Raw genomic sequence first — 14,894 nt, forward strand, 5'->3', positions numbered from 1 at the left:
GTCAGGGGGTAATGGTAGACTGCTCGGCTCTTGTACAGGAGTACTCAGTTGACCCAGAGTGTGACACGCCAGGTTAAGCAGGCCATCATGGCCCAGCTCTATACCCATGCATCGTTCAGTCTCCCCTGTTTGGGTGTGTTGGCATTGGGCTGGAGCCTGCTGTTTCACGACTATCTGCCCGCTATCGAAGCGCTCGGTTGGCTGGCAGGCACTTTCCTGTGGCTGCTGGGGCGGGGCTGGCATCTGCGCTGGCGCCGAGCCCGCCTGCACCAGACTCCGTTGCCGGTGCTGGAGCGGGAGCTCTTTATCGGAGCCACCATCACTTCCATCATCTGGGCCCTCGGGGTGCTGCTCTATATGGACAAGCTGCCCGATACCTACCGGGCCGCCATGATGATGCTCTCCAGCCTCATTCTTACCGGCAGCGCCATCATGCTGTTTGGCAGCCGCCGCACCCTCTATGGTTCCGCCCTGCCGCTGGGCATGGCGATGCTGTTCGAGCTGGGCAATGGCAACGAGCAGGAGCGGATCGTCTCCTGCATGCTGGCGGGCTATCTGTTTGTCTTTCTGCCCACCTTGTTGCGCCGGATGCGGCGGGATCAGATCGCCTCGCTCCACCACCGTTTCTCCAACGCCGAATTGGTGGCCGAGCTGAAGGTGGTCTCCGAGCATTTGCGCCTCACCTCCCGCCTCGACGGCCTGACCGGTATCGCCAACCGCGCCCATCTCGACGACTCTCTGGAACGGGCCTGGCGGCGCTGCCATCGCGCCCGGGCGCCGCTGTCGCTGGTGTTGGTGGATGTGGATTACTTCAAGCAGTTCAACGATCTCTACGGCCATCAGCTGGGGGATGACTGCCTGCAACAGGTGGCAGGGCTGCTGGCCGAGGTGGAGCGACGCGAGGACGATCTGGCGGCCCGTTACGGGGGTGAGGAGTTCGCCCTGTTGTTGCCCTGTACCGGCATGCAGGGGGCGTTGCAGGTGGCGGACAATGTGCGGCAGGCGCTCAAGGAGCTGGCCATCCCCCATCAGAAGTCACTGGTCTCCGGTTGGGTTACATGTAGTTTTGGTGTTGCGACCCTGATACCGGATAACAGCATGAAAATCGCCGATTTGATCCAAAAAGCGGATGCGGCCCTCTATCAGGCCAAGCATAATGGGCGGGATCGAATCGAAGTAGCCTTGATGGGTAAGGTTGCCTGAGTAAACAGAGACAGATTAAAGAGGTTGTCTATGCAATGTCATCGTATCGAAGAGCTGCTGGAGTTGTTGCAGCCTGCCTGGATCAAGGAACAGGATCTCAGCCTGGTGCAGTTTGTTGCCAAACTGGCCCAAGAAGCGGGTTTTGAAGGGCCTCTGTCCGAGCTGACCGACGACATGCTGATCTACCACCTCAAGATGCGGGAATCCGACAAGCAGGCGATGATCCCCGGTCTGGCCAAGGATCATGTGCCCGATTTTAAAGAGGCCCTGCTCAAGGCGCGCGGTATCAAGTAAGCTGTTTGGCTGGCTGAATAGAAAAGCCTCAATGGAATCTTGAAAAGGCGTTTCGTCAACAGACGAACCGCCTTTTTTGTTAATGATTTTTGCGATCCAACACCAGCATTAGATACATCTAATCCACACGGTTAGCAGGCTGTTTAAGATATAATCCGCGCCATAACAAATAAGGGAGCGATGTCTTGCAATGGCCGACCACGATAAAATCGATATCAAGGACGTCACCGACAAGGGCGTAACCGGGACCTTCAACCCCAATACGTTCAAAGCCAGCGACGACAGATTCAACCCGGGCAACCGCATCTATGTGCGGGTCCAGAAAGGGTATTGGCAGCGGATGCGCAAGGCCATGGGCTGGTTCTTTGTGGCGCTGTTCGTGCTGCTGCCCTGGCTGCGTTACGATGGGCGACAGGCGGTGCTGTTCGACCTCGGTCACCAGCAGTTCCATATCTTTGGCGCCACCATCTGGCCGCAGGATCTGACCCTGCTCGCCTGGCTTTTCATGATCGCCGCCTTCGGACTCTTCTTTATTACCACCTTCCTCGGTCGGGTCTGGTGTGGCTATCTCTGCCCGCAGACGGTCTGGACCTTCATGTTTATCTGGTTTGAAGAGAAGCTGGAAGGGCCCGCCAACAAGCGGCGCAAGCTGGACGAGGCGCCCTGGAGCGGCGAGAAGCTGGCCCGCAAGGGAGCCAAGCATCTGGCCTGGCTGGCGATCTCGCTGGTAACCGGCCTGACCTTCGTCGCCTACTTCCAGGATGTAACGGAACTGGTGCCGGACCTCTTCACCCTGCAGGCCAGCGGATGGGTGCTGTTCTGGGTGATCTTCTTCACCATCATCACTTACGGCAATGCCGGCTGGATGCGCGCCATCATGTGTATCCACATGTGCCCCTATGCCCGCTTCCAGTCCGCCATGTTCGACAAGGACACCTTTATCGTCGGCTATGACACCAAGCGTGGCGAGACCCGTGGCGCCCGCTCCCGCAAGGCAGATCCCAAGGCGATGGGATTGGGTGACTGTATCGACTGCGATCTCTGCGTGCAGGTTTGCCCGACCGGTATCGACATCCGCGATGGCCTGCAGTACGAGTGCATCAACTGCGGCGCCTGCGTCGATGCCTGCGACCAGACCATGGAGCGGATGGGCTACCCGAAAGGGCTTATCAGCTACACCACTGAGCACAAGCTGGCCAACGACTCCACCCATGTGGCGCGGCCCAAGCTGATTGGTTACGGGCTGGTGATGGCGGTGATGCTGGGGGTATTTGTCTACAACGCCATGTCCATCATGCCGATGGGGCTCGATATCCTGCGGGATCGCAACCAGCTGTTCCGCGAAAACAGCGAGGGGCTTATCGAGAACACCTACACCCTCAAGATCCTCAACAAGACCCTGCACTCCCAGACCTATCAGCTGGATGTGGAGGGCTTGCCCGAGTATCAGTGGTTCGGTCCTCGTGAAGTGACCCTGAAGGCGGGCGAGATTTACACCCTGCCGGTCAGTCTGGCGGTCGACCCCTACAACCTGAAACGGCCGGCGCTGGATATCCAGTTCGTGCTGAAACGGGAGGGGGCGGCGCCCGATGATAGCAAGGGCAACCTGCGTCAGGGCAGCAAGTTTATCAGCCGGTTGTAACTGCGTGTGGTTGCGGGCCGGGCGTGGCAATAGTCCGGTCACCAGCGAGCACGGCAATGCCGGTCAGTAGTGATAGAATGGGGCGCAACGGCGCCCCTTTCTTATGGTGGATGACATGCGTTTCAACTATTCCGACCTCAATCCCGATCTCATCATGGATGCGCTCGATCTCAGTGGCCTGCGGCTCGACTCCGGCCTTATCGAGCTCAACAGCTACGAAAACCGGGTCTATCAGTTTCAGGATGAGGATCGTCGCCGCTATGTGGTGAAGTTCTACCGTCCCGGCCGCTGGAGCCGGGCCCAGATCCTCGAGGAGCACGAGTTTGCCACCCGTCTCGCAGAGGCTGAGATCCCGGTTGCCGCACCGCTCGCCTTCGCGGGCGAGACCCTGCTGGAGCATGAGGGTTACCCCTTTGCCATCTGGCAGAGCGTTGGTGGCCGTCAGTTCGAGGTGGACAACCTCGACCAGCTGGAGTGGGTGGGGCGTTTCCTCGGTCGCATTCATCAGATCGGTGCCAGCAAGCCGTTCCACCATCGGGTGCGGCTCGATGTGGAGAGCATGCTGCACGAACCGCGTCAGTTGCTGGCGTCCGGCGAATGGCTGCCAAGCGGGCTGGCGAAGCAATTCTTCGGGGTGCTGGATGAGCTGATCAAACATGTCAGCGACGCCATGACCCTGGACGTGGCGCAGATCTCGCTACATGGGGACTGCCATCCGGGCAACATCCTGTGGCGTGACGGCCCCATGTTTGTTGATCTCGATGATTGCCGCACCGGCCCCGCGATTCAGGATCTCTGGATGATGCTGAGCGGCGAGCGCCACGAACAGCAGATCCAGCTCGACACTCTGCTGGCGGGCTACGAAGAGTTTATGGAATTCGACTCGCGGGAGCTGGCGCTGATCGAGCCGCTGCGGGCGATGCGCATCGTTCACTACATGGCGTGGCTGGCGCGGCGCTGGGAAGATCCCGCCTTCCCCCGTCACTTCCCCTGGTTCAATACCGATCACTACTGGCGCCAGCAGATCGCCACGCTCCATGACCAGCTGGAGGCACTCAAGGCGCCGCCGTTGAGCCTGATGCCAAACTGGTGAAATAGAAGGGATCTTGCGCGGCAAGGGGGACTCGATCTCCGGCCCTGACCATTGACGTCAGCATGGCGAAACAATAGGCTTGGCACTGCTTCGGTTCGCCGGGCGTGCCTCACAGTGATCCCTTAACAGGAAACATCATGAAAAAAATCCTATTTTTCCTTGCTGCCATGCTGATGATCCCCATGGTTCACGCCGCCCCCGAGTTCAAGGAAGGCGTCAACTACGATGTGGTCAAGCAGACTGGTACCGCCCAGCCGGAAGTGATGGAGTTCTTCTCCTACTACTGCCCGCACTGCGCCACCTTCGAACCCATCGTTGACCAGCTCAAGATTGCGCTGCCGGAAGGGGTCCCATTCAAGAAGAACCCGGTAAACTTCATGGGCGGCGAAATGGGCCCGGAGATGCAGCGCGCCTATGCCGTTGCTCACCTGCTGAATGCCGAAGCCAAGCTGAATCCGGCTATTTTCAGCAAGATGCAACAGCGCCAGTACCCGACCAGCCGTGACGATGTCAGGGCCATTTTTGTGGCCAACGGCGTGTCGGCCGAAGAGTTCGACGGTGCCGTCGACAGCTTCGCCGTCTCCGGCATGGTCTCCCAGTTCGATCGCAACATGCAGAGCTACAACATTCGTGGTGTGCCGGCCTTCCTGGTGAACGGCAAGTACATGGTGAAGATTGAATCCATCACCTCTCAAGAGCAGTTCAACAAGCTGGTGCAGTTCCTGCTGGCCAAGAAAGACTGATATCGTTTGAGTCGATAAAAAAAGCCCGCCGGTGCGAACCGGCGGGCTTTTTGTTTTCTGGCGCTCGGGAAGATCAGACCCCGACGTGGAATGCCTGTTTGAGGTTGCGGATAAACTCTGCATCCCGACAAAGGGTCTTGCCCGGGCTGTCGGAGATCTTGGCGACCGGGCCGCCGTTGCACTCGATCAGTTTGAAGACGATGTTCATCGGGCTGACACCGGGCAGATCGCAGGTGAGCTTGGTGCCAATGCCGAAGCTGGTGTTGATGCGGCCACGGAAGTGACGGAACAGCTGCACCGCCTTGTCGAGGTTGAGCCCATCGGAGAAGACCAGGGTCTTGTCGGTGGGGTCGATGCCGAGCCGCTGATAGTGGCTGATGGCCTTCTCGCCCCACACCACGGGATCGCCGGAGTCGTGGCGCAAGCCCTGATAGCTGCTGGCCAGCTCGAAGTCGAAGTCCCGCAGGAAGGCATCCATGGTGATGCAGTCGGTCAGGGCGATACCGAGATGGTCGGTAAACTCGTCCAGCCAGCTAGTGAGGGCGGCGCGCTGGCTGTGCTCCAGCGGGAAGCCGAGCTGCTGGTGGGCCTGGAACCACTCATGGGCCTGGGTGCCGACCGCGGGCAGCTTGTACTTCTGGGCCAGCATGTAGTTGCTGGTGCCGCGAAACGCCGGCAGCCGCTCCTTGAGGCGACCCACCACCGCATCCTGTACCGCGTGAGAGAAGCGGCGGCGGGTGCCGAAGTCGATGAGGTTGAACTCGCTCATCTCGTCGCAGCTCAGCTCCCGCTCCAGCTTGTCGATCTTCTGATCGAGCCGCTCCAGCGCGTGGCTGACGCCGAACTGGGGGTAGCGGAAGCGGTTGCGCATCTCGCTGATAATGGCGAGCACCGGGATCTCCCACAGGATCACATCCTGCCAGGGCCCCTCGACTCGCACATTGATGCGGCCATCCTGCTCGAACACTTTAAGCAGCGAGGTATCGAGCGGTTTGCGGCGCAGGTGGTCGAGGTAGTCAGGGGTGAAGAAGGGACGCTCGGCCAGAAAATCGAGCTCTGGCTTGGTCAGCCGCAGGGAGCCGGCGAGGCGCAGTTGCTCCTCGATCTGCCCCATCATGGGCAGCAGGTCCTCTTCGTTGCGGCTGTGAAACTCGGCTACCACCTCGGCATCCGGATAGCGATGGAACACCGCCTGCTGCATATGCAGTTTGTAGGCATCGGTGTCGAGCAGGCTGGTAAGAATCGGTGGCATATCAGGCGTCCAGCAGGCGTTGTACATCGTTCAGGGTCTGGGCCAGTTCGGCCCCTGCCTCGATCATCTGGGTGTGGGCGCTGGCAACCGTCGCGGGGGCGATGCCACGGCAGGCATCGAGATGGACGATCACCCGGAAACCGGCGCGACGCAGTTGCAGCACGCTGGTTTTGACACAGTAGTCGGTGGCGAGGCCGCCGACCAGTACGGTATCGACCTTGCGGGCTTGCAGGAATTCGATGAGTCCGGTACTGCGCCGTTCGGCGAGATCGTGGAAGCAGGTGCCGTAGGGATGGAGATCCGGCTCGACCCCTTTCCAGACGAAGAAGTCATAGTCGATGGGGGCGGGCAGGCCGTCGAGCAGCTCGAAGCCTTTGCTGCCCGGCACGCAGTGCACCGGCCAGGTGAGGTCGGCGTTGGGCAGATCCAGCGGCAGCAGCATGCCTGCGGGGTCAGAGACGGCCCAGTCCGCGTTGGCAGGGTGAGCGTCTTTGCTGCCGATCCGCAGCGTGGCGAGGGTGGCCTGAGCGTTTAGCGCAGCCACAATATCATCACCGCCCGCAACGGGCAGTTCGTTCGGGCAGAGGGGGGTAAAGCCCTTCTGCGCATCAATATCCAGGCTGGCGACGGTTCCCATGATTGGCTCCTGCACATACTATTCGTGTGATATTATCTACCAAACATTAATGGAAGGCGAGCAGGGCGATCGGCATGCTGAGAATGAGTCTTGATATGGTGGTGCTGCGGTTGCGTGACGAGCGGCTCGAACTGCTGCTCGAGACCCGTGATCGCCCCCCTTTTGCCCACTGTTGGCAACTGCCAGCGCTGCGTATCGACGAGACCCGGGATCGGGATCTGGATGCCGCCCAGCGCCGCCTGCTGGCGGAGTGGGGGCTCGGTCACTGCTATAGCGAGCAGGTCTGCACCCTCGGCAATCTGGAGCGGGACCCCCGCGGCTGGTCCACGACCCTGGTCTATCTCTGTCTGGTGGATCCGGAAGTGGAGGTGATCCACGGCTGCTGGCATCCGCTCGCCAACCTGCCGGGGCTGAGCCTCGCCTTCGACCATGTTCAGCTCATCGCCAAGGGGTTGGAGCGGCTGCGGATCAAGAGCCGCTACAGCACCTTGCCGCTGCAACTGCTGGGGCCCGAGTTCACCCTATCCGAGGTGCAGCGCGCCTTCGAAATCATCCTGCAAACACCCATGAATACGGCGGCATTTCGCAAGCGGATCCATCGCGCCGATATTCTGGTGGATACCGGCCGTAAACGTACCGGCAAACAGCGCCCGGCCATTCTCTACCGGCTGGAGAGCCCCTGCTGCGTGATGTTCGATCAGGTGATGCATGGAGCGGAAGCGTGAGTGCGAATCCCGTTCGTGTGCTGGTCAGCGCCTGTCTGCTGGGTCTATGTTCGTTGCATTACGATGGCCCAGGTTTTAGCCAGTGGGGGAGCAAAGCATGAGTGAGAGCAGCGTGCACAAGGTGCTGGTGAGTGCCTGCCTGCTGGGTCAGCCGGTGCGTTACGACGGTAAGAGCAAGGGGATCGTCAGCGACTGGCTGAGTGCGCTGGGAGCCGAAGGACGGGCGCTGGCCTTCTGCCCCGAAGTGGCGGGCGGTTTGCCGACCCCACGCCCCCCTGCCGAGCGACAGGGCGAGCGCGTAGTGACGGCGAGCGGGATGGATGTGACCGCCGAGTTTGATCGCGGCGCCAAGCTGACCCTCGCGCTCTGTCAGGCGCAGGGCATTCGCTTCGCCTTGCTGAAAGAGGGGAGCCCCTCATGTGGCAGCGGCCGTATCTATAACGGCCGCTTCGAAGGTGTTTCTGTGGCGGGCGAGGGCAAGACCACTGCTCTGCTGCGCCGCCACGGGATTGCAGTCTTTTCCGAAGATCAGTTGGCCGAGTTGGCCTCGGCACTCTCTTCGGGTTCGATGGCAACTGACCGCGATCCCTGAATGCTCCGCCACCCCTCCAGCACCTCGTCCTTCTCCTGCCAGCGCTGGTTTAGCCACGCCTGAAAACCGCGCTTGAACTGCTTGTCGTTGAAGTAATCCCCGATAAGCTGCTCATCGATCGGCAACTCCTCAATCCGCACCTGAATGCGTTTTACCCGTCCCATCAGGAAGTCCCTGAACGGAGTCTCGGTGTTGTCCGGATAGCGGATGGTGACGTTGATCAGGCTGTCAAACTGCTCCCCCATGGCTGCCAGCGTAAAGGCCAGCCCCGCCGCCTTGGGCGGCATCAGATGGCGGTAGCGAGAGCGGGCCGCATCCCGTTTCTGCTCGGTGAAGCGGGTCCCTTCCACGAAGTTGATGACAGTGGTGGGGATGTGGCGAAACTTCTCGCAGGCATTGCGGGTGGTTTCTATATCTTTGCCGCGCAGGTGCGGATTTCTTAACAGAAATTCTCGCGAATAACGGCGCATAAAGGGCATATCCAGCCCCCAGCAGGCCAGCCCCAGCAGCGGGATGTAGATAAGCTCATGCTTCATAAAGAACTTGGGCACCGGCAGCCGATCCCGGAACAGGTGGCCGAGCACCACGATATCGGTCCAGCTCATATGGTTGCTGATGATGAGATACCAGCCATCCTTGCGCAGCTTGGTATTGTCCTCCACCTGCCAGTCAATGCGGGTGGTGAGGCGGATTACCAGCGCATTGCAGGCCAGCCACAGTCGCATGAAGCGGTTGTTGAGGCGGCTGCAGGCGCGGCTAAAGGCCGGGATCGGCAGCAACAGTTTGGCCAGCGACACCAGCAGGATCAAGCTGGCGCACAAGGCGGTGAAAAGGATGGTCAGGCCCGCGCTGATGATCAGCACCAGCGGGCCGGGAAGCAGGGATAGCATGAATGTTTACTGCGCCTTGGTTGCCAGCAGCTGGCTCAGGGTCTGGTCCTTTTCGTGCCAGATCCCGTTCAACCACTGTTGAAACTCTTGTTGGAATTCGGGGTCATTGAAGTAATCCCCCACCAGCTTGCGGTCGATCGGCAAATAGCGGACCTGAACCTTGATTTGCCCGACCCGGCCGCACATGAAGTCCCAGTAACTGGGAATGCCCTCTGGATAGGCGATGGTGACATCCACCAGTTGCTGCAACTGGTCGCCCATGGCCGCCAGGGTAAAGGCGATGCCCCCTGCTTTCGGGTGGAGCAGGTGACGATAGGGGGCTCCCTGTTTCTGATGTTTGCCCTTGGTAAAGCGGGTGCCTTCGACGAAGTTCATCACACTCACCGGAATGTGGCGGAACCTGGCACAGGCTTTACGGGTTGTTTCTATGTCTTTTCCCTTCAGATGGGGATGCTTTTCCAGAAATTTTCTGGAATAGCGTCGCATGAAGGGAAAATCGAGCGCCCACCATGCCAGACCGAGAAAAGGTACCCAAATCAGCTCTTTCTTGAGGAAAAACTTCAAGAAGGGGATTTTTTGGTTAAAAACCCGCTGCAGTACCAGTATGTCGACCCAGGATTGATGGTTGGCAATCACCATATACCACTCATTCCGGCGTCCTTTGTCCACTCCGACCACCTCGAAAGGGGTTTTGATGATGGTTTTCTGGACCAGATTGTTAAAACCGATCCAGCAGCTGGCGCAGCCATCCAGCAGCGCGTTGCAGAGGGTGCGCCAACCCTTGAGGGGCAGCAGCAGCTTGAGCAGACCAAGCGAAAGAATGGGAGCAAACCAGAACAGGGTATTGAGAAAATAGAGCAGGGTGGAGAGGCTGCCGCGCAGTCGCTCTGTCAGCTTGTTGGGCATGGGTCGGGTCCGTCTTGCTGTCGATAAAGGGCCATCAAGTGGTCAGATCTCTGGTCATAGTATCAGCCGATGGCGTGTGAAACCATGCCGGGGTCACTATGAATCCCTTTCTCACCCGCTACGCAGCCGTGACAGCAGTCTATCCATAGCGCGATAACCGAGTGCCTCGATCAGATGCTCCTTGCCGATGGCCGGGCAGCCTGCCAGATCGGCGATGGTGCGCGACACCCGCAAAATACGGTGCCAGGCCCGGATACTGAGCCCCAGCTTCTGGATGGCATTCTCCAAAAATTCGGCATCTTGCGGTGATAGTCGGCAAATATCCTCTATCTCGCGGCTATCCAGCAGGTTGTTAAGTTTGCCGTTGCGACCGAGCATACGCTCTCGTGCCGCCAGTACCCGATCGCGGATCTGCTGACTCGGCTCCCCCCGCTCCGCTTTTCCGGTCAGGCTCCCCTTGGGCAGCAGGGGTACCTCCACCGTCAGGTCGAAGCGGTCGAGAAAGGGGCCGGAGAGTTTGCCGAGGTAGCGCAGGATCTGGTCCGGGCTGGAGCGGGTCTGGCCGTCGCCATAGTGGCCGCAGGGGCTGGGATTCATGGCGCCGACCAGCTGGAAGCGGGCGGGAAAATCGACCTGACGGGCGGCCCGGCTGATGGTGATGTGCCCCGTCTCCAGCGGTTCGCGCAGTGAGTCGAGCACCTTGCGCTCGAATTCGGGTAGCTCGTCGAGAAAAAGCACCCCGTTGTGGGCCAGCGATATTTCGCCGGGCCGCGGGTGGCTGCCACCGCCCACCAACGCCACCGCCGAGGCGCTGTGGTGTGGCGTGCGATAGGGTCTGTGGTGCCAGTGACCGGCGCGCGGAGTGAGGCCGCCGATGGAGTGGATGGCTGCGGTCTGCTGCGCCTCCTGTTCGCTAAGGGGCGGCAAGATGCCGGGCAATCGGCTCGCCAGCATGCTCTTGCCGGTACCGGGTGGGCCGATGAACAGCAGGTTGTGGCTGCCGGCGGCGGCGATCTCCAGCGCCCGCTTGGCCTGTGACTGGCCGATCACATCCTGCAGGTCCGGCACATCGGGCAGGGCATCCGTGGTCTGGGGATCCGGCAGCGGCAGCTCGTACTGGCCTGCCAGCCAGGCTGTGACGGCTAGCAACTGGTGGGCGGTGCGCACCTCTGCATCCTGAATGAGAGAGGCTTCTGGGCCGTTTTCTCGCGGTACCAGCAGAGTGCGCCCCGCATCCCGGCAGGCGAGCACGGCAGGCAGCACCCCGAGCACGGGACGAATCTCGCCGGTCAGAGCCAACTCCCCCAAAAATTCATGATTGAGCAGGTATTTTGCCGGTATCTGCTTGGAAGCGGCGAGAATGCCGATAGCGATGGCCAGATCGAAGCGGCCCCCCTCCTTGGGCAGGTCGGCGGGGGCGAGATTGACCGTGATGTGTTTGCTCGGGAACTCGAAGTTGCCGTTGAGCAAGGCGCTGCGCACCCGATCCCGCGACTCTTTCACCGAGGTTTCCGGCAGGCCGACCATGTTGAAGGCGGGCAGGCCGTTGGAGAGGTGAACTTCCACTGTAACTTGCGGGGCCGCGATCCCGAGGCTGGCACGGCTATAAACCACAGCTAATGACATAAATCCCGTCCTTGAGTTGATATATGTTCTGACTAACTGCTTTTTGTTGGTTTTTTATTCCAGAGTTCTGGCTGGGGAATAGCCAAAATCAGTGGGTTGTCATAGAAAAAAGTCTTGCCCAATAAAAAACACCGTGCTAGTTCTAATAGCCATTCGCGGTAGAAACCGCCCCAATTTCACAGGATTTCCGGTTGTAACTATGAACATGGCCTCCCGTTTCGTCAGCATTATTGTGGTCCTAGTGGTGATTATTATCTCACCGCTCGGGGCTCGTTTAGCTGCACGGAACAAGGGATAGACCCACCACCGGACAGAACGAAACAAGCGACCCCCGAGCCTCACGGCCCGGGGGTTTTTTTTCGACCAAAGGACAGGATTTTCCACATGAACGGCGCGCAGTTTTTGGTACAGGCTCTCAAGAAACAGGGTGTGACCCAGGTGTTTGGTTACCCGGGCGGGGCCATCATGCCGGTTTATGATGCCCTGTATGACGGTGGTCTGGCCCATCAGCTCTGCCGCCACGAGCAGGGGGCCGCCATGGCTGCGGTGGGTTATGCCCGCGCCTCCGGTCAGGTGGGGGTCTGTATCGCGACCTCCGGCCCCGGCGCCACCAACCTGGTGACCGGTCTGGCGGAGGCGCTGCTCGACTCGGTGCCGCTGGTGGCCATCAGCGGTCAGGTGCCCTGTTCCGCCATTGGTACCGATGCATTTCAGGAGGTCGATGTGCTCGGCATGTCCCTCTCTTGCACCAAGCACTCCTTTATGGTGACCGATGCCGCTGATCTGGGGCGCGTGTTGACAGAGGCTTTCGCCATCGCCACCGAAGGGCGCCCCGGCCCTGTGCTGATCGACCTGCCCAAGGATGTGCAGCTGGCCGCTGTGCCTGCCCAGAGCCCGCTGTTTGCGGTGGAAGAGCCGGAGGCGCTCAATCCCTCGGAGCTGACCGCAGCCCGCACCCTGCTGGCCGCCGCCGAGCGCCCGGTGCTTTACGTTGGTGGCGGAGTGGGCATGGCCAATGCCGAGCAGCAGCTGCGCGACTTTGCTGCCGCTACCGGTATGCCGGCGGTCACTACCCTCAAGGGGATTGGCGCGCTGGATCCTGACAGCTCCGTTTACCTCGGCATGCTCGGCATGCACGGCACCAAGGCGGCCAACTATGCGGTGCAGCAGTGCGATCTGCTGCTGGTGGTGGGCGCCCGTTTCGATGACAGGGTGACCGGCAAGCTGGAGGAGTTCGCCCCCGAGGCGAAGGTGATCCATCTCGATGTGGATGCCGCCGAGTTCGGCAAGCGCCGTGCCGCTGAGGTGGGGATCACCACGGATCTCAAACAGGTGTTGCCGCGCCTCGCCATGACTCTCGACATCGCCCCCTGGCGTGAACACTGCGCCGCCATGGCCCGCGAATATGCCTTTCGCTACGACCATCCCGGCCAGCCCATCTATGCTCCGGCCCTGCTCAAGCAGCTCTCTACCAGGTTGCCGGAGAGCAGCGTGGTCGCTTGCGACGTGGGTCAGCACCAGATGTGGGTGGCCCAGCACATGCGTTTCACCAGCCCGCGCAACCACCTCTCCAGCGCCGGTCTCGGCACCATGGGCTTTGGTCTGCCCGCCGCCATCGGCGCCAAGATGTCGCGCCCGGAGGATGAAGTGGTGCTGGTGAGCGGTGACGGCTCTTTCATGATGAACGTGCAAGAGCTCGGCACCATCCGCCGTGCCCGGCTCAAGGTGAAGATGGTGCTGCTGGATAACCAGCGCCTCGGCATGGTGCGCCAGTGGCAGGAGCTGTTCTTCGATGGCCGCTACAGCGAGACCATCCTCTCCGATAATCCCGATTTCGTCGCCCTGGCTGCCGCTTTCGGCATCCCCGGCGAGACCATCACATGCAAGGAGCAGATAGCTGGTGCCCTCGATCGCCTGCTGGCAAGCGAGAGTGCCTACCTGCTGCATGTGGCCATTTCAGAGGAAGAAAACGTCTGGCCCCTGGTTCCGCCGGGAGTCGCCAACCACCAGATGATGGAGCAACGCCCATGAACCCGCACACCCTTGCCCAGCCAGCATGTGCACAGCACACCCTGCATATCCATGCCCAGCCCAGACCGGAAGTGATGGAGCGGGTGTTGCGGGTGGTGCGTCACCGCGGCTTCAATCTCTGCGCCCTCACTATGGAAACGAGAGCGGAGCAGGATTGCCAACAGCTGCGGATCACGGTTACTGTCGAGTCGGTGCGTCCCATCCAGCAGTTGTGGAGCCAGTTGGTGAAGCTGGTGGACGTCTCCCGGGTCGATGCACTGGAACAGCAACCCCGGATCAGAGCTTAAGGAGCCAAGCCAATGTCACAGCCTTCCCAATCCGCCACTCATCCCCAATACATCTGGTTCAACGGCAAGCTGGTGCCTTGGCAGGATGCCCAGGTGCACGTGATGAGCCACGCCCTGCACTACGGCTCCTCGGTGTTTGAAGGGGTGCGTGCCTACGACACCCCCAAAGGCACCTGCATCTTCCGCCTGCAGGAGCACAGCCGCCGCCTGTTCGATTCCGCCAAGATCTACTGGATGGAGATCCCCTACAACGAGGCCGAGATCAATGAGGCCTGCCGCACCGTGGTGCGCGAGAACGGCCTGAAGAGCGGCTATCTGCGCCCGCTGGCCTTTGTCGGCAATGTGGGGCTGGGGCTGCATCCGCCGCTGGATGCCAAGGCTGACCTGATGGTCGCCGCCCTGCCGTGGGGCGCCTATCTGGGAGAAGAGGGGCTGAAAAACGGGGTGGATGTGTGCGTCACCTCCTGGAACCGGCTCGCCCCCAACACCATTCCCACCGGCGCCAAGGCGGGCGGCAACTACCTCTCCTCCCAGCTCATCAGCCGCGAGGCCAAGCGCAACGGCTTCGCCGAGGGGCTGGCGCTGGATGTGAACGGCTACCTGAGCGAAGGGGCGGGGGAGAACCTGTTCCTGGTGAAGAACGGCGTGCTGTTTACCCCGCCAGCCACCGCCGCCATCCTGCCCGGCATCACCCGCGACACCATCATGACGCTGGCCCGTGATCTGGGTTACGAGGTGCGCGAGCAGGCGCTGCCTCGTGAGGCGCTCTATGTGGCGGACGAGATCTTTATGACCGGCACCGCCGCCGAGGTGACCCCGGTACGCTCGGTGGATCGGATGAAGGTGGGGGCTGGCAGTCGTGGCCCGGTGACCGAGCAGCTGCAAAACGCCTTCTTCGGCCTGTTCAATGGCCAGACCGAGGACAAGTGGGGTTGGCTGACCCCCGTCAACGACTGATAAGAGAGGGGAGGCG

15 protein-coding genes are annotated in these 14,894 nt (G+C 60.8%); 10 read left to right on the forward strand and 5 right to left on the reverse strand.

All coding sequences use genetic code 11. The features are described 5' to 3' along the window. Positions 1 to 48 precede the first annotated feature (48 nt). From BN1117_RS04180 to BN1117_RS04200, 5 genes are all read left to right on the forward strand, one after another. Complete coding sequence (locus BN1117_RS04180) at positions 49 to 1,203, forward strand: GGDEF domain-containing protein (RefSeq protein ID WP_040095065.1); 1,155 nt, start codon at positions 49 to 51, stop codon at positions 1,201 to 1,203. A gap of 30 nt (positions 1,204 to 1,233) precedes the next feature. After that, positions 1,234 to 1,497, forward strand: a complete 264-nt coding sequence (locus tag BN1117_RS04185) for a YihD family protein (RefSeq protein WP_005339598.1) — start codon at positions 1,234 to 1,236, stop codon at positions 1,495 to 1,497. Between the two features lie 190 nt (positions 1,498 to 1,687). Continuing rightward, on the forward strand, positions 1,688 to 3,139 hold the full coding sequence (ccoG, locus tag BN1117_RS04190; RefSeq protein WP_040095066.1) for a cytochrome c oxidase accessory protein CcoG: 1,452 nt from the start codon (positions 1,688 to 1,690) through the stop codon (positions 3,137 to 3,139). Positions 3,140 to 3,242: 103 nt separating this feature from the next. After that, positions 3,243 to 4,232 carry a serine/threonine protein kinase gene (locus BN1117_RS04195; protein ID WP_040095068.1) on the forward strand — a complete coding sequence of 330 codons (990 nt, stop codon included), beginning with the start codon at positions 3,243 to 3,245 and terminating at the stop codon, positions 4,230 to 4,232. A 137-nt stretch (positions 4,233 to 4,369) separates the two neighbouring features. Continuing rightward, positions 4,370 to 4,975: a thiol:disulfide interchange protein DsbA/DsbL gene (locus BN1117_RS04200; RefSeq protein WP_040095070.1), complete on the forward strand. Its 606-nt coding sequence runs from the start codon at positions 4,370 to 4,372 to the stop codon at positions 4,973 to 4,975. 73 nt (positions 4,976 to 5,048) lie between these two features. On the opposite strand, the gene pncB is transcribed toward BN1117_RS04200, so the two are convergent. Together pncB and BN1117_RS04210 are read right to left on the reverse strand one after the other, a co-directional pair. Beyond that, the gene (pncB, locus tag BN1117_RS04205) at positions 5,049 to 6,227 is read right to left on the reverse strand and encodes a nicotinate phosphoribosyltransferase (RefSeq protein WP_040095071.1); all 1,179 of its coding nucleotides are present in this window, start codon (positions 6,225 to 6,227) and stop codon (positions 5,049 to 5,051) included. Between the two features lies 1 nt (position 6,228). Continuing rightward, on the reverse strand, positions 6,229 to 6,864 hold the full coding sequence (locus tag BN1117_RS04210) for a nicotinamidase (RefSeq protein WP_040095073.1): 636 nt from the start codon (positions 6,862 to 6,864) through the stop codon (positions 6,229 to 6,231). Positions 6,865 to 6,938: 74 nt separating this feature from the next. Between BN1117_RS04210 and BN1117_RS04215 the strand changes: the two genes are divergently transcribed. Both BN1117_RS04215 and BN1117_RS04220 read left to right on the forward strand, forming a co-directional pair. Then, positions 6,939 to 7,589 carry an NUDIX hydrolase gene (locus BN1117_RS04215; RefSeq protein ID WP_040095075.1) on the forward strand — a complete coding sequence of 217 codons (651 nt, stop codon included), beginning with the start codon at positions 6,939 to 6,941 and terminating at the stop codon, positions 7,587 to 7,589. A gap of 97 nt (positions 7,590 to 7,686) precedes the next feature. Then, positions 7,687 to 8,181, forward strand: a complete 495-nt coding sequence (locus tag BN1117_RS04220; RefSeq protein ID WP_040095077.1) for a 2-thiouracil desulfurase family protein — start codon at positions 7,687 to 7,689, stop codon at positions 8,179 to 8,181. On the opposite strand, the gene BN1117_RS04225 is transcribed toward BN1117_RS04220, so the two are convergent. The 3 genes from BN1117_RS04225 to BN1117_RS04235 all read right to left on the reverse strand — a co-directional run bounded on the left by BN1117_RS04225 (position 8,118) and on the right by BN1117_RS04235 (position 11,603). After that, on the reverse strand, positions 8,118 to 9,071 hold the full coding sequence (locus BN1117_RS04225; protein ID WP_040095079.1) for an acyltransferase: 954 nt from the start codon (positions 9,069 to 9,071) through the stop codon (positions 8,118 to 8,120). The genes BN1117_RS04220 and BN1117_RS04225 overlap by 64 nt on opposite strands. Positions 9,072 to 9,077: 6 nt before the next feature. Continuing rightward, positions 9,078 to 9,977: an acyltransferase gene (locus tag BN1117_RS04230; RefSeq protein ID WP_040095080.1), complete on the reverse strand. Its 900-nt coding sequence runs from the start codon at positions 9,975 to 9,977 to the stop codon at positions 9,078 to 9,080. 111 nt (positions 9,978 to 10,088) lie between these two features. After that, positions 10,089 to 11,603 (reverse strand): YifB family Mg chelatase-like AAA ATPase, encoded by a 1,515-nt coding sequence (locus BN1117_RS04235; protein ID WP_040095081.1) that lies wholly within the window; start codon positions 11,601 to 11,603, stop codon positions 10,089 to 10,091. Positions 11,604 to 11,987: 384 nt separating this feature from the next. Here BN1117_RS04235 and ilvG point away from each other — a divergent pair, with 384 nt between their 5' ends. From ilvG to BN1117_RS04250, 3 genes are read left to right on the forward strand one after another with little or no spacing between them, the layout of a single operon-like run. Then, positions 11,988 to 13,634 carry an acetolactate synthase 2 catalytic subunit gene (ilvG, locus tag BN1117_RS04240; RefSeq protein WP_040095083.1) on the forward strand — a complete coding sequence of 549 codons (1,647 nt, stop codon included), beginning with the start codon at positions 11,988 to 11,990 and terminating at the stop codon, positions 13,632 to 13,634. Next, positions 13,631 to 13,921, forward strand: a complete 291-nt coding sequence (gene ilvM / locus BN1117_RS04245) for an acetolactate synthase 2 small subunit (protein WP_040095084.1) — start codon at positions 13,631 to 13,633, stop codon at positions 13,919 to 13,921. The genes ilvG and ilvM overlap by 4 nt, the downstream gene beginning before the upstream one ends. Positions 13,922 to 13,933: 12 nt before the next feature. Next, positions 13,934 to 14,878, forward strand: coding sequence for a branched-chain amino acid transaminase (locus tag BN1117_RS04250; protein ID WP_040095086.1), 945 nt, complete (start codon positions 13,934 to 13,936; stop codon positions 14,876 to 14,878). Positions 14,879 to 14,894: the final 16 nt, after the last annotated feature.

It is taken from the genome of Aeromonas australiensis, assembly GCF_000819725.1.
Taxonomy (GTDB): Bacteria; Pseudomonadota; Gammaproteobacteria; order Enterobacterales; family Aeromonadaceae; genus Aeromonas; species Aeromonas australiensis.

Bases quoted from the DNA above. Each gene is read 5' to 3' on its own strand.
- BN1117_RS04185 (WP_005339598.1), top strand. From the start codon at position 1,234: ATGCAATGTCATCGTATCGAAGAGCTGCTGGAGTTGTTGCAGCCTGCC.
- ccoG (WP_040095066.1), top strand. From the start codon at position 1,688: ATGGCCGACCACGATAAAATCGATATCAAGGACGTCACCGACAAGGGC.
- BN1117_RS04195 (WP_040095068.1), top strand. From the start codon at position 3,243: ATGGTGGATGACATGCGTTTCAACTATTCCGACCTCAATCCCGATCTC.
- BN1117_RS04200 (WP_040095070.1), top strand. From the start codon at position 4,370: ATGAAAAAAATCCTATTTTTCCTTGCTGCCATGCTGATGATCCCCATG.
- pncB (WP_040095071.1), bottom strand. From the start codon at position 6,227: ATGCCACCGATTCTTACCAGCCTGCTCGACACCGATGCCTACAAACTG.
- BN1117_RS04210 (WP_040095073.1), bottom strand. From the start codon at position 6,864: ATGGGAACCGTCGCCAGCCTGGATATTGATGCGCAGAAGGGCTTTACC.
- BN1117_RS04215 (WP_040095075.1), top strand. From the start codon at position 6,939: ATGCTGAGAATGAGTCTTGATATGGTGGTGCTGCGGTTGCGTGACGAG.
- BN1117_RS04220 (WP_040095077.1), top strand. From the start codon at position 7,687: ATGAGTGAGAGCAGCGTGCACAAGGTGCTGGTGAGTGCCTGCCTGCTG.
- BN1117_RS04225 (WP_040095079.1), bottom strand. From the start codon at position 9,071: ATGCTATCCCTGCTTCCCGGCCCGCTGGTGCTGATCATCAGCGCGGGC.
- BN1117_RS04230 (WP_040095080.1), bottom strand. From the start codon at position 9,977: ATGCCCAACAAGCTGACAGAGCGACTGCGCGGCAGCCTCTCCACCCTG.
- BN1117_RS04235 (WP_040095081.1), bottom strand. From the start codon at position 11,603: ATGTCATTAGCTGTGGTTTATAGCCGTGCCAGCCTCGGGATCGCGGCC.
- ilvG (WP_040095083.1), top strand. From the start codon at position 11,988: ATGAACGGCGCGCAGTTTTTGGTACAGGCTCTCAAGAAACAGGGTGTG.
- ilvM (WP_040095084.1), top strand. From the start codon at position 13,631: ATGAACCCGCACACCCTTGCCCAGCCAGCATGTGCACAGCACACCCTG.
- BN1117_RS04250 (WP_040095086.1), top strand. From the start codon at position 13,934: ATGTCACAGCCTTCCCAATCCGCCACTCATCCCCAATACATCTGGTTC.